11 protein-coding genes are annotated in these 12,935 nt (G+C 73.9%); 7 read left to right on the top strand and 4 right to left on the bottom strand.

What is annotated here, in order from left to right; all coding sequences use genetic code 11:
* Positions 1-528: 528 nt before the first annotated feature.
* Entirely contained in the window at positions 529-1,323 is a 795-nt protein-coding gene (locus ACQYWQ_RS01045) for an SDR family NAD(P)-dependent oxidoreductase (RefSeq protein ID WP_431031943.1), read from the bottom strand.
* Between the two features lie 174 nt (positions 1,324-1,497).
* Between ACQYWQ_RS01045 and ACQYWQ_RS01040 the strand changes: the two genes are divergently transcribed.
* The 6 genes from ACQYWQ_RS01040 to mnhG are packed head-to-tail and all read left to right on the top strand — an operon-like array spanning position 1,498 to position 8,152.
* Positions 1,498-4,461, top strand: a complete 2,964-nt coding sequence (locus ACQYWQ_RS01040; protein ID WP_431039026.1) for a Na+/H+ antiporter subunit A — start codon at positions 1,498-1,500, stop codon at positions 4,459-4,461.
* Positions 4,458-5,234, top strand: a complete 777-nt coding sequence (locus tag ACQYWQ_RS01035) for a Na(+)/H(+) antiporter subunit C (protein ID WP_431031942.1) — start codon at positions 4,458-4,460, stop codon at positions 5,232-5,234. Before ACQYWQ_RS01040 ends, ACQYWQ_RS01035 begins: the two co-directional genes overlap by 4 nt.
* Positions 5,231-6,847, top strand: a complete 1,617-nt coding sequence (locus ACQYWQ_RS01030; RefSeq protein ID WP_431031941.1) for a Na+/H+ antiporter subunit D — start codon at positions 5,231-5,233, stop codon at positions 6,845-6,847. Before ACQYWQ_RS01035 ends, ACQYWQ_RS01030 begins: the two co-directional genes overlap by 4 nt.
* Positions 6,844-7,443, top strand: a complete 600-nt coding sequence (locus ACQYWQ_RS01025; RefSeq protein ID WP_431031940.1) for a Na+/H+ antiporter subunit E — start codon at positions 6,844-6,846, stop codon at positions 7,441-7,443. The genes ACQYWQ_RS01030 and ACQYWQ_RS01025 overlap by 4 nt, the downstream gene beginning before the upstream one ends.
* The gene (locus ACQYWQ_RS01020; protein WP_431031939.1) at positions 7,440-7,754 is read left to right on the top strand and encodes a monovalent cation/H+ antiporter complex subunit F; all 315 of its coding nucleotides are present in this window, start codon (positions 7,440-7,442) and stop codon (positions 7,752-7,754) included. Before ACQYWQ_RS01025 ends, ACQYWQ_RS01020 begins: the two co-directional genes overlap by 4 nt.
* Positions 7,751-8,152, top strand: coding sequence for a monovalent cation/H(+) antiporter subunit G (mnhG, locus tag ACQYWQ_RS01015; RefSeq protein ID WP_431031938.1), 402 nt, complete (start codon positions 7,751-7,753; stop codon positions 8,150-8,152). The genes ACQYWQ_RS01020 and mnhG overlap by 4 nt, the downstream gene beginning before the upstream one ends.
* 45 nt (positions 8,153-8,197) lie before the next feature.
* Here mnhG and ACQYWQ_RS01010 read toward each other — a convergent pair whose 3' ends face one another.
* The 3 genes from ACQYWQ_RS01010 to ACQYWQ_RS01000 form a co-directional block, all read right to left on the bottom strand.
* Positions 8,198-9,094: an N-acetylglucosamine kinase gene (locus tag ACQYWQ_RS01010; RefSeq protein WP_431031937.1), complete on the bottom strand. Its 897-nt coding sequence runs from the start codon at positions 9,092-9,094 to the stop codon at positions 8,198-8,200.
* 71 nt (positions 9,095-9,165) lie between these two features.
* Positions 9,166-10,170 carry a Gfo/Idh/MocA family protein gene (locus tag ACQYWQ_RS01005; protein WP_431031936.1) on the bottom strand — a complete coding sequence of 335 codons (1,005 nt, stop codon included), beginning with the start codon at positions 10,168-10,170 and terminating at the stop codon, positions 9,166-9,168.
* Positions 10,171-10,303: 133 nt separating this feature from the next.
* Positions 10,304-11,404, bottom strand: a complete 1,101-nt coding sequence (locus ACQYWQ_RS01000) for a Gfo/Idh/MocA family protein (RefSeq protein ID WP_431031935.1) — start codon at positions 11,402-11,404, stop codon at positions 10,304-10,306.
* 220 nt (positions 11,405-11,624) lie between these two features.
* On the opposite strand from ACQYWQ_RS01000, the gene ACQYWQ_RS00995 reads away from it, so the two are divergent.
* On the top strand, positions 11,625-12,839 hold the full coding sequence (locus ACQYWQ_RS00995; RefSeq protein ID WP_431031934.1) for an ROK family transcriptional regulator: 1,215 nt from the start codon (positions 11,625-11,627) through the stop codon (positions 12,837-12,839).
* Positions 12,840-12,935: the final 96 nt, after the last annotated feature.

The following is a 12,935-nucleotide window of genomic DNA, read 5'->3' as shown; positions in this document are numbered from 1 at the left end:
GGACCGCGGCACCGGCGGGGCGCGGGGACGTACGGCCGGACGGGCCGTCAACGGACCGGAGTCCGCGCCCCTTTCGGTGGCGGGACCCCGCGCCGACCGGGTGAGCATATCGCCCGAACGGCGGTATCCCGGGTAATCCGGGCGCCTGCCGGGCGCGGCGGACGGAAAAGCTCTGGTGCCTCATGCGCCTAGCCGTGCTCCGCCATCGCCCCGGTTACGCACAGTGGCCCCCGTATTCCGTCGATCGGATGACACGCGCCCCGTGTCTCCCCCGGCCGGGTGGTGCCCCTCCCCCCGAAAGGGCCATGCCCCGCCGACCCCGCGCCCGGCGTGGCGCCTGGCATCGGGCCCGCCCGATCGGGTACGGGGCGGAGTGCCACCCGCTACCGAGCGCACGCGCGACGCGGCCCCCTGCCCCTCCGCGAGCCCTCGCGCCGGGCCGGGCCCCCGGGCGCCGGGCGCCCGGGGTGAGGGTGCGCGCGTGGCGCCGCGCGGCGGACGGGAAGGCCGGACGGGTCCGGACGGGTCCTACGGCAGGATCGAGTCCACGTACCCGCCGTCCACCCGCAGCGCGCCGCCCGTCGTCGCCGAGGCGAGCGGGGAGCTGAGATAGACCACCATGTGGGCGATCTCCTCCGGCTCGATGAGGCGCTGGAGCAGTGACTGCGGCCGGTGCTCGCGCATGAAGGCGCGCTGGGCCTCGTCCCAGGGCAGCGAGCGGTCGACGAGTTCGTAGACGAAGTCCTCGACGCCGCCCGTGTGCGTCGGCCCCGCGATCACCGAGTTGACCGTGACGCCGCTGCCCGCCGCCTCCTTCGCGAAGCCGCGCGTCACCGCGAGGAGCGCCGTCTTCGTCATGCCGTAGTGGATCATCTCGGCGGGGATCACGACCGCCGAGTCGCTCGCGAGGTTCTGCACGCGGCCCCAGCCGCGCTCGATCATGCCCGGCAGGTAGGCGCGGATGAGGCGGACCGCGCTGAGCACGTTGACCTCGAAGTAGCGGCGCCACTCCGCGTCGTCGATCTCCAGCGCGGGACGCGCGCCGAAGATGCCGAGGTTGTTGACGAGGATGTCGACGCGCGGCAGCCGGTCGACGACCTGCGCGAGGCCCTCGTCGCTCGCGAGGTCGCCGGGCGCGGCCACGATCTCCGCGTCGGGGAAGCGCTCGCGCAGGGAGGCCGCCGCCGCTTCCGTACGGGGCGCGTCGCGGCCGTTGACGGCGACGCGGGCGCCCGCCTCGGCGAGCCCGGCGGCGATCGCGGCGCCGATGCCCTGGGTCGATCCGGAGACGAGGGCGGTCCTGCCCTCAAGGGTGACGTGCATGGGGGGCTCCAATCGCGAAGAGGTGACGCGGTGTCGTGCGGTGCGTCTGCCCGTTTCCGCATCCTCGATCGCCACGGGCGCTTCTTTCGCGCGGCGTGCCGGACGAGCCCCGAAGGTGTGCCCGATATATCACTGTCGGGTGTTCTGTCCCTCGTCGTTCTCCCGCCCCGCCGCATGACCGCCCTGCTCCTCGCCCACTTCGCGCTCGCTGCCTGCGCCCCCGCGCTCGTGCGGTGGCTCGGGCGGCGCGCCTTCGCCGTCCTCGCGCTGCCCCCCGCCGCCGCCGCGTGCTGGGCCTTCGCCTCGTGGGCGGACGTCTCGCACGGGCGCGAGAGCGCCACGGTGTGGCGGTGGCTGCCCGCGTACGGCGTGGACTACGCGCTGCGGCTCGACGCGCTGGGCGAGCTGATGGTGCTGCTCGCAGGGGGAGTCGGGGCACTCGTCCTGCTGTACTGCGTGTGGTACTTCGACGACGAGACCCCCCAGCTCGGCAGGTTCGGCGGCGCCCTGCTCGCCTTCGCCGGCTCGATGCTCGGCCTCGTCCTGGCGGACGACCTGATCCTGCTCTACATCTTCTGGGAACTGACCACCGTCTTCTCCTTCCTGCTCATCGGGCACGGCAGCACCGTCAAGCAGAACAGGCGCTCCGCGCTCCAGGCGCTCACCGTCACGACCTTCGGCGGGCTCGCGATGCTCGTCGGCTTCGTCATCCTCGGCACCGTCACCGGTACGTACCGGATCTCCGCGCTCGTCGCGCACCCCCCGCCCGCCTCGGGCACCGTCGCCACCGCCCTCGTCCTGATCCTGTGCGGCGCGCTGTCGAAGTCGGCGATCTGGCCCTTCAGCCTGTGGCTGCCCAACGCGATGGCGGCGCCCACGCCCGTCAGCGCCTACCTGCACGCCGCGGCGATGGTCAAGGGCGGCGTCTACCTCATCGCCCGGCTCGCCCCCGGCTTCGCGCACATCGAGCCCTGGCGCCCGCTGCTGCTCGTCCTCGGCACCGCGACGATGCTCCTCGGCGGCTGGCGCGCCCTGCGCCTGCACGACCTCAAGCTCGTCCTCGCCTACGGCACGGTCAGTCAGCTCGGCTTCCTCACCGTGCTCGCCGGGGCAGGCGCGTACGACACCGGGCTCGCCGCCGGTGTGATGATCCTCGCGCACGCCCTCTTCAAGGCCCCGCTCTTCCTCGTCACCGGCGTCGTCGACCACGCGAGTGGCACGCGCGACCTGCGCTCCCTGTCCGGGCTCGGCCGCCGCCTGCCCGTCCTCGCCGCGATCGCCGTCGTCGCCGGGCTCTCGATGGCCGCGGTACCGCCGCTGCTCGGCTTCGCCGCCAAGGAGGCCGCGTTCCAGGCGCTCCTGGACGGCGACGCCGCCGACCGCTGGGCCCTGGCGGGCTGCGTCATCGGCTCGGCCCTCACGACGGGCTACACCCTGCGCTACCTGTGGGGCGCGTTCGCGCGCAAGCCCGGCACCCCCGACACCGTGCCGCACGCCGTCGCCCCCGGCTTCCTCGTGCCGCCCGCCGTGCTCGCCGCCTCCTGCCTCTTCCTCGGCCCCGCGGTCTCCGGCACGGAAGACCTGTTCGCCACGTACGCGGCCGCCTTCCCCACGCCCGCGCACCCGTACCACCTCGCGCTGTGGCACGGTGTCGGCACCGCGCTCGCGCTCTCCGCCGCCGGGTGGGCGGCGGGCATCGCGCTGTTCGTCGTCCGCGACCGCGTCGACAGGCTCGGGCGCGCGGTGGCCTGGCGCTCCGCCGACCTCGTCTTCGGGCGCTCCCTCCTCGCCCTCGAACGCCTCGCGCTCCAGTGCACGGGCTTCGTGCAGCGCGGCTCGCTCTCCGCCTACATCGCGACCGTCTTCGCCGTCGTCCTCGCCGGGCAGATCGCCGTCCTCACCGTCGACGAACCCTGGAGCGGCGCCCCGGCACCCCGCCTGTGGGACACCCCGGCGCAGGCCGCCGTCGCCGTCTTGACCTGTGTCGTCGCCCTGTTGTGCCTCGGTGTGCGGCGCCGCATGAAGGCCGTCGTGCTCGTCGGCCTGAGCGGGTACGGGACGGGGCTGCTCTTCGTCGTGCAGGGCGCCCCCGACCTGGCGCTCACCCAGTTCTGCGTCGAGACCGTCTCGATGGTCGTCTTCGTCCTCGTCCTGCGCCGGATGCCCGTCCACTTCGAGGAGAACTACTCGCGCTGGCGCCGCGTCGTCCGCACTCCCGTCGCGCTCCTCGGGGCCACCGCCATCGGCTGCGTCGTGTGGATCATGGCCGGGGTGCGCACCGCCTCGCCCGCCGGGAGCGCGATGGTCGAGGAGACCGCGCACCACGGCCTCAAGGACGTCGTCGCGACGATCCTCGTCGACCTGCGCGCCTGGGACACGATGGGCGAGTCCGCCGTCCTCGCGGCCGCCGCGATCGGCGTCACGAGCCTCATCTACCTGCACCGGCGCACCGAGAGCGACGAACTCCTCCCGGCCACACCCCCGGGGGAGTCGCCGACCCCCGTGCACACGAGCGGGGCGAGCCCCGGCGAGCGGCGGCCCACGGGCGCCACCCGCTGGACCGCCTGGACCCTCCCGCACAGCGACCTCGCGGGACTCCCCGAGGGCGACGAGACGGCGCCTGAGCGTACATGGCTCGCGGCCGGCAAGACCCTCGCGCCCGAACACCGCTCCGTCATCTTCGAGGTCGTCGCCAGGCTCGTCTACCACCCGATCCTCGTGCTCTCGGTCTACCTGCTCTTCTGCGCCGAGAACATGCCGGGCGGCGGCTTCGTCGCGGGACTCGTCGCCGGGGTCGCCTTCATCATCCGCTACCTGGCGGGAGGCCGCTTCGAGCTGGCCGCCGCCGCGCCCTTCGGCCCCGGACTCCTCACCGGGCTCGGCCTGTTCGTCTCCACCGGCGTCGCGCTCGGCGGACTCGCCGAGGGGACCGTGCTCCACGGCTGGAGCTGGCACGGCGACTGGGCCGTCTTCGGCAAGGTCCACTTCTCCACCGCGGTCCTCTTCGACTGCGGCGTCTACCTCCTCGTCCTCGGTGTCGTCCTCGACCTCGTCCGCGCGCTCGGCGCCAAGATCGACCGCCAGATCGAGCGCCTGGCCGCCCTGCGCGCGGCCCAGCAGCAGGGGAGCGGCCGGTGACCCTGAGCCTCGCCGTCCTCGTCTCCGCCGTCGTGCTCTGCGCCGTCGGCGGCGTCCTCGTCCTCACCCGCTCCCTGACCCGCATCCTGCTCGGCACCGTCGTCCTCGGCAACGGCGTCAACCTCCTCGTCCTCGCCTCGACCGGGTCCGCTGCCGACCCCCCGCTCCTCTACCCGCGCATCATCCGCAACCGCGTCACCGACCCGCTCCCGCAGGCCGTCGCCCTCACCGCCATCGTCATCGCCCTCGCCACCACCGCCTTCCTCCTCGCCCTCGCCTACCGCACCCACCAGGTCACCGGCTCGGACGAAGTGCGCGACGACACCGAGGACCGCCTCGTCGCCCTGCGCGCCGAAGTGCTCGACGAACGCAGCGCCCTGCGCGCCCGCTACCGGGAGATCCGCGCCACGCGCGGCCACTCGCCACGGGCCCGCGCCCGCTACCGCGCCGAACGCAAGGAACTCCGCGCCCGCCTGCGCGCCGACCGCGCCTACCAGGCCCGCGCCCGCGACGCCTCGGGCGACCTGTGGAACGACATCCTCGGCGCGGACCCCGAGGACTACGCGGACGCGCGGGAAGGGCGCCCCGACGGGGAAGCCGGCTCCCGTAGCGCCGAAGCCCTCCGCCCTGAAGCCCCCCGCCCCGCCGAAGCCCCCCGCCGATCCGGCGAACCCGGCACTCCCGGGGACTCCTCCGCCGACGGGACGCCCCGCCCCCGCGACGACCCAGGTCCCGCCAACGACCCAGGACAGGAGGGCGAAGAGCCCAGGTGAACTCCCTCGTCCCGCTCCCCGTCGTCCTCCCGCTCCTCGTCACCGGGCTCAAGCTCGCCATCGGGGCCCGGCTGCACCGCTTCCAGCGGCTCATCAGCGTCGCCGTGCTCACCGCCGTACTGGTCCTGTCGGTCATCCTCATGGTCGAGGCCGACCGCACGGGACCGCTCGTCGTGCACCTCGGCGACTTCGCGCCACCGCTCGGCATCACGCTCGTCGCCGACCGGCTCGCCGGGCTCATGCTCACCGTCTCCTCGGCCGTGACCCTGCTCGTCCTGCTCTACTCGCTCGGGCAGGGCATGGCCGACCGGGACGACGAGAGCCCGCTCGGCGTCTTCCACCCCGCCTACCTCGTCCTCGTGGCCGGGGTCTCCTGCACCTTCCTCGCGGGGGACCTCGTCAATCTCTACGTCGGCTTCGAGATCATGCTCGTCGCGAGCTACGTGCTGCTCACGATCGGCGGCACCGAGCCGCGGGTACGCGCGGGCGCCACGTACGTGATCATCTCGCTGTTCTCTTCGATGCTCTTCCTCGTCGCGATCGCGATGACGTACGCGGCCTGCGGCACCGTCAACTTCGGCCAGCTCGCCGTCCGCCTCCAGGACATCCCGCTCGGCGCGCGCACGCTGCTCGAAGCGATGCTCCTGACGGTCTTCTCGATCAAGGCCGCCGTCTTCCCGCTCGCCGCCTGGCTGCCCGACTCGTACCCGACGACGCCCGCGCCCGTCACCGCCGTCTTCGCCGGGCTGCTCACCAAGGTCGGCGTGTACGCGATGCTGCGCACCGAGACGCTGCTCTTCCCCGGGCACCGCCTCGGCGACCTCCTGCTGCTCGCCGCGCTCGCCTCGATGGTCATCGGCATCCTCGGCGCCGTCGCGCAGACCGACCTCAAGCGCGTCCTGTCCTTCACGCTCATCAGCCACATCGGCTACATGGTCTTCGGCATCGGCCTCGCGAGCCGCGCGGGGCTCGGCGGCGCGATCGTCTACGTCGCGCACCACATCACCGTGCAGACGACCCTCTTCCTCGTCGCGGGACTCATCGAGCGGCGCGGCGGCACCACCGAGCTGACCCGTCTCGGTGGCCTCGCCCGCAGCACCCCGCTCCTCGCCGTGCTCTTCTTCGTCCCCGCGATGAACCTCGCCGGCATCCCGCCGCTCTCCGGCTTCATCGGCAAGCTCGAACTGCTGCGGGCGGGCGCCGGGTCCGGCGGCGGCTGGGCGTGGACGCTCGTCGCGGGGTCCGTCACCACGAGCCTGCTCACGCTCTACGTCATGGCGAAGGTGTGGAACCTCGCCTTCTGGCGTGCCGCCCCGCCGGGACAACTCGCCGAGGGCGCGGTCCTGGAGGAGAGCGAGAACGACGAGGAGGGCGACGACGAGTCGACCCGCCCCGAGCCCGCCGGGCGCGCGGCGCCCGCGACCCTCTCGGGGCGCGCCGTCACCAAGACCACGAGCAGGCTGCCGCTCACGATGACCCTCGCCACCGGGGCGGCCGTCGCGCTCGGCCTGGCGTACACGGTGCTCGGCGGCCCGCTCACCTCCTTCACCGACCGCTCCGCCGGTGAACTCCTCGCCCGTACCCCCTACATCGAGGCGGTGCTGCACCGATGAGCATCCTCTTCCGGGGCAACAGACGCTCCCCGTACAGCTGGGCCTTCGGCGGCGGCACGAGCAGGCGGGTACTCGACCTGCCGCTCATCGCCTGGCTCACCGTCATCTGGGTCCTGTTGTGGGGCACGCCCTCCTGGGGCAACCTCGTCAACGGGATCGTCGTCGGCGTCGTCGTGTGCCTCCTCTTCCCGCTGCCCGCCGTCGACCTCGGGCTGCGCCTGCGGCCGTTCGGCATCGTCCATCTCGTGCTCTACCTGCTGTGGGACATGACCATCTCCAGCATCCGGGTCACGCGCATGGTCCTCACCCCGGGCCCGTACCCGGCCGCCGTCGTCGCCGTGCCGCTGCGCTGCCGCAGCGACCTCATGCTCACCGCGACGGCCCTCGCCGTCTCGGCGGTGCCGGGGGGCTCCGTCGTGGAGGTCAGACAGGCGACGGCGACGCTCTTCCTGCACGTGCTCGACGCCGACGACCCCCAGCAGATCGGCCGCGCGCGCCGCTCCGTGTGGCGCACCGAACGGCTCACCGCGCGGGCCTTCGGCACCGCCGAGGACGTGCGGCTGGTCGCGGCCCGGCCCCCCGAGGAGGAAGCGTGAGCGCGCTCGACACCCTGGAGCAGGACCTCATCCTCGCGGCAGGGGCCACGGTCGCGCTCGCGGGCGCGCTGCTCCTCGTACGGATCTGGCGCGGCCCTTCGATGCTCGACCGGGCCGTCGCGCTCGACGTCGTCGCCGCGCTCATCACGGCGGGGATCGGCGTCAAGGCGGCCTGGGACCGCGATCCCTTCTACTTCCCCGTCATGCTCGTCCTCGCCTTCCTCGGCTTCACGGGATCGGTCGGCATCGCCCGCTTCATCGCCGTACGCGACCGGCCGCGAGCCGTGTCCCCCAAGGGAGACCGCCGATGAGCGCCTGGGACCGCACCGCCGACATCGCCGGGGCCGTGCTCCTCTTCCTCGGCTGCCTCCAGTGCCTCCTGGGCGTCCTCGGCATGCTCCTGCTGCCCGACGTCCTCGCGCGCAGCCACTCGGCGACGAAGCCGCAGACCCTCGGCCTGCTCCTCGTCGTCGTCGGCGTCGCCCTGCGCCAGCGCAACGGCATCGACAACGGCACCCTCGCCCTCGTCGTCTTCTTCCAGTTCCTCACCGCCCCCGTCGCCTCCCACCTCGTCGCCCGCTCCGCCTACCGCACCCGCCAGCTCGCGGCGCACAACCTCATCCGCGACGACCTCGACCCGCAGCTGAGCCCCGAGGACGGGGACGAGGGCGGGGACCCGGGGGCGAAGGGGGACGCGCGGACACCGTAGGCCGTGCTTCCCCGGTCGCACGCGTCCTCCCCGCCCGTGCCCGCCTCACCCCGCCGCCGCGAGGTCGCGCGCGAGGCGGACCGCGCCCGCCACGGGTTCGCCCGGGTAGACCGTGAGGGGCAGGTCGAGACGGGCCCGCAGGCCCGCGGCGAGGCGCGCCGCGAGGCGGGGCCGCGAGGCGAGCACCGTGCCTCCGCCGATGACCCGGGCGAGCGCGGCACCGCGGCCGCGCAACTCCTCGACGAGGGTGACGAGCGCGTCGGCGCCGTGTGTCAGGGCGGAGCGTGCGGCGGGTGAACCGGCGTCGGCGGCGTCGAAGACGGTCGGCGCCCATCCGGCCCACTCGTGCGGCGGGAGCCGTTGCATGGCGTCCACCACGTCCCGCAGCGCGCCGCCGCCCGAGTGCCGGAGCAGGAGCGGGAGCAGCGGGTCGTCGGGGCGCCCCGCGCGGTCGTCCGCGCGGGTCAGCAGCCGTACCGCCTCGCGCACGGTGCCCCACGCCGAGCCCGGGTCGCCGAGCAGCCAGCCCCAGCCCCCCGCGTACAGCGAGGTGCCGTCCGTGCGGCGTCCCACCGCGATGGAGCCGGTACCCACGACGAGCCCGGCCGCCGGGCCCTCGCCGGGCACGGCCGCCTCCAGGAGGAAGGCGTCGTTGACGACGGTCACCGCCACCCCGGTCCGCGCGGCGACGGCCTCGCGCAGCGCGCCGCACTCCTCGTCCGAGTCGCAGCCGTGGGCGCCCACCGCGACGGCGAGCGGGGGACGCCCCGTCACCGCCGCCAGCCGCGCCGCGAGTTGCGCGGCCTTGCCCTCGGCGTCGAGTGCGGTCCACTCACCGGCGGGCTGCCGGTGGTCGGCGAGGGTACGTCCTTGGGGCGTGGCGAACCTGAGGCGGGTCCTGGTCCCGCCCGCGTCCACGCCGACGATGTAGTCAGTGTCCACGTCTTCCCGGTGCTTCTTCGCGCGTTGGTGGTCGTGAGCCCCGCGTCCGCCGCTGGTGCGGCGGCCGCTCCTCAGCCGCGTACGGCGGCGTAGAAGGCGAGACACGTGGCGAGGGTCTGACGGGCCGTACGGACGGTGGAGCGCGGGGCCGTCCCCTCGTGGACGGCGGCGAGGAGCACGTCGAGTGTGTCGAAGGTGTCGTCGGGCAGCCGCGAGAAGGACCACTCGCCGCCCTTCGGCGCGAAACCGAGGGTGCCGGTCGCGGTGGAGTGCTGGACGGCGCCCTCGGAGCCGACGACGAGTGCCCGCGTGGACGAGGTGCCGGGCGGGGCGATCCAGGTGTCCTCGACCGTGACGACCGCGCCGCTCTCCAGCGTGAATACCGCGTGGCCGTAGTCCTCGACGGGCAGTCCCGGGTGGGCGAGGTTCCCCACCGTGCCCGTCACGTGCGCGACGGGGGAGCCGAAGAGGGCCTGGACGCGGTCGATCTGGTAGACGGCGTGGTCGATCCACGCGCCACCCGCGGTACGTGCCGGATCGGCCCACCAGCCGGGTCCCTCCGTCGAACCGGGCCAGGCGGTGGGCAGCCCGCTGTCCATCGCGAAGGTGCCCGAGCGCGGCTCGCCGAGGCGCCCGGATGCGAGCAGTTCGCGCAGGCGCAGGGCGAGCGGCGAGGTGTGGCGCGACTCGCTCGGCACGAAGACGATCCCGGCCCGCTCGACCTCGGCGACGACGCGGTCCGCGTCGGCGAGCGTCATGGCGAGCGGCTTGACGGAGACGATGTGCTTGCCCGCGCGCGCGGCGGCGACGCACAGCTCCGGGTTCTGGTCGACGCTCGTGAAGCACGCGATGGCGTCCACCTCCGGATCGGAGAGGACGGTGGCCGGGTCCGTGGAAGTACGGGCACAGCCCGTCAGGTGCGCGACGTGGGCGGTACGGGCGGGGTCGCGGTCCACGAGGGCGACGAGGCGCGTGGCGGGGTCGGCGGCGACGCGGCGGGCGAAGGGGATCGCCGCGTACCAGTGGTCGAAGCCGATGACGGCGATGCGCAGCGGGGCGGGGGCTTCTTCGGACACGGAGGTGCTCCTCGGGTCGGGTGAGGCCGGACGGGCCGGACGTCGGGCCGGGGGGAAGGGGCGGCGCGGCGGGGGAGAGGAAGGACGGGGGAGGAAGGACGAGGGGAGGGGGGAAGGGGCGGGCCGATGCCGCTCAGAAGCTCGTCGTCAGGTCCACGAAGCGCCGCTCCCGCGCCGAGGTCTCGACGGCGATCATGATCTCCAGCGCGTGGCGGGCGTGTTCGGCGCTCAGGACCGGCTTCGCGCCGTCGAGTACGACGTCGGCGAGGTGGCCGACGAGGAGGGCGCGCCCGTAGCGGCCCCGCCGGGTGTTGGTGGCGAGCGGCTGCGTCGGCTCGACCCAGCCGTCCACGCCGGGCGCGATGTCCGTGCGGTACAGCTCCAGGTCCGGACCGTCCGGGCGGAAGAGGCTCACGACGCCCTTCCGGCCGAAGATCTCCACCTTCGGGGCGCGCGAGGCGTGCACGTTGAAGGTGCCGTCGACGACCGCGTACGCGCAATCGCCGAAGTCCAGCATGAAGAGGCAGTTGTCGGGTGCGGTGACCGGCATCTCCAGGCCCTCGAAGGGGCCGCCGCGCACCGTCCTCGTCGGCTCGGTGATCCCGGCGAAGGCGACCACGCGGCGGGCGGGGCCGAGGAGTCCGGTGATCTCGTGGATGCCGTAGACGCCCATGTCCAGGAGCGGCCCCGAGCCCTCGCGGTAGAACCAGCTCGGGTCCGACGGCCAGCCGGCGGGGCCTCCCCCCGGTCCCGCGTGCGAGCTGCGCACGCGGGCGAAGGCCACCTTCCCGATCGCCCCGGCGCGCAGCAGCTCGCCGGCCCGCTCGTACGGCTCGTAGAGGAGGTCGGGCGGCGCGACGACGATGCTGAGGCCGCGCGCGGCGGCGAGGGCGATGAGCGCGTCCGCCTCCTCGACCGTGGCGGCGAGCGGCTTCTCGACGGCGAGGTGCTTGCCGTGTTCGAGGATCGTGCGCGAGGTGGCCGCGTGGGCCGGGATCGGGGTCAGGTTGACGACGGCGTCGAGTTCCGCCTCGGCGAGCATCGCCTCCAGGGAGCCGTACGCCCCGGGTATCCCGAAGCGGTCCGCGGTCGCGCGGGCCCGTGCGTGGTCCACGTCGGCGAGCGCGGTCACCTCGATCCGGTCCCCGTACTCGCGCACGTTCGGCAGTACACCGTAGGGCGCGACGGCGATTCCGCCGCCGCCGAGGACGCCCACGCGCAGCACATCGGCCATGAAGCCCACCTCCATAACGTGAAACTTTCTTGCGAGATGCTAGGTCGCCCGGACCGGTGAGCGCCAGAGGTGTCGCGAGAACGGTGAAGTACGTCCTGGAAAGCCGGGTTTGACCGTCACTTCATAACGAACGGGTCACGCCTGCGTAGAGGGATTTCTCTTAAGAAAGTTTCTGGTACGTTCCTCGCACCGGAAACCCCCTGGAAAGGAAACGGTGGCTATGGCCGTCAGAGGAACACCGTCGTGGCTGGGCGACCAGAACGCCGCCACCGCTCTTCGGCTGCTCCTCGACCACGGCCCCCTCAGCCGCAACGGGGTCGGCGAGCGCAGTGGACTGTCCCGGCCCACCGCCACGCAGATGATCGCGCGCCTGGAGGACAAGGGGCTCATCGAGGTCGTCGGCGAGGAGTCGATCGGCCGCGGGCCGCGCGCCGCGCTGTACGGCGTGCGCAACGACCTCGCCTACGGGGTCGCCATCAACGTGGACCAGGAAGGCGTGCGTTCCACCGTCGTGGACCTCGCCGGCACCCGGCACCCCGTCGCCCACAAGGCGGCGGCCGGGATGCCCGCGCACCGGGGTGCCGCCCGCGACGTGGCGCAGGCCGTGCTCGACGCCTGCGAGGCGGCGGCCGTGGACCTCACAGCGATCCGGCACATCCGCGTCGGCGTACCCAGCAGCGTGGACCCGCGCCACGACGAACTCAGCTCGGTGGCCGCCCTGCCCGGGTGGTCCCGCAAGAGCATCCGCAGGCAGCTGGAGGGCGCACTCGGCTGTGAGGTCGAGGTCGACAACGACGTCAACCTCGCGGCGATCGCCGAGCGCGCGACGGGCCCGTACTCACCGGCGGGCACCTTCGCCCTCCTGTGGGTCGGCTACGGCATCGGTCTCGCCGTGGACGTCGCGGGCACCGTCCTGCGCGGCGCGTCCGGCGGCGCGGGCGAGATCGGCAACCTGCCGGTCCCGCGCGGTGTCCCCGGCGCCGACACCGAGGCCAGGGACCTCGAAGGCTTCCTCGGCGCGCGCGCCCTCGACCGCATCGGCCGGGAGACCGGCTGGGCCGAGGACGGCTTCGCCCGCGTCCTCGCGGGGGAGGCACTGCCCGAGCGGGTCTGCGAGGTGTACGCGCCCCGCCTCGCGCAGAGCGTGATCCCCGTCCTCGGGGTCGTGGACCCGGAGGTCGTCGTCCTCGGTGGGCCCGTCGGGCGCGCGGGAGGTGACCGGCTGGTCGGGCTGACCACCCGCTACCTGCGCGAGCACACCCGCTGGGACCCCGACGTACGGCTCACCGCCGTCGTGGGGGACGCCGTCCTCGACGGCGCGCGCACCGCGCTCGGCACCCGGCTGCGCGAGGCCCTCCTCGCCCGCGCCACCGGCTCCCTCCCGGCCGCCGACCACGCGCGCGTCCTCGCCGAACGCCTCCGCGACATCGACTGACCCCGCCCACCCCGTGCCCCCACCCCCGTACACCCCCCACCGCCTCACCCCCTCCCAGGAGCACGCCCGGCGACACCCAGCACCTCGTTCAGCAGG

Origin of the sequence: Streptomyces sp. P6-2-1, from assembly GCF_050613165.1 — a bacterium.
GTDB lineage: Bacteria > Actinomycetota > Actinomycetes > Streptomycetales > Streptomycetaceae > Streptomyces.
Note: the sequence above shows the minus strand (reverse complement) of the source record. Positions and strands in the feature narration are given on the sequence as shown.

Excerpts from the sequence above, each read along its gene's own strand:
- ACQYWQ_RS01045 (WP_431031943.1), bottom strand. The coding sequence starts at position 1,323 with ATGCACGTCACCCTTGAGGGCAGGACCGCCCTCGTCTCCGGATCGACC.
- ACQYWQ_RS01040 (WP_431039026.1), top strand. The coding sequence starts at position 1,498 with ATGACCGCCCTGCTCCTCGCCCACTTCGCGCTCGCTGCCTGCGCCCCC.
- ACQYWQ_RS01025 (WP_431031940.1), top strand. The coding sequence starts at position 6,844 with ATGAGCATCCTCTTCCGGGGCAACAGACGCTCCCCGTACAGCTGGGCC.
- mnhG (WP_431031938.1), top strand. The coding sequence starts at position 7,751 with ATGAGCGCCTGGGACCGCACCGCCGACATCGCCGGGGCCGTGCTCCTC.
- ACQYWQ_RS01000 (WP_431031935.1), bottom strand. The coding sequence starts at position 11,404 with ATGGCCGATGTGCTGCGCGTGGGCGTCCTCGGCGGCGGCGGAATCGCC.
- ACQYWQ_RS00995 (WP_431031934.1), top strand. The coding sequence starts at position 11,625 with ATGGCCGTCAGAGGAACACCGTCGTGGCTGGGCGACCAGAACGCCGCC.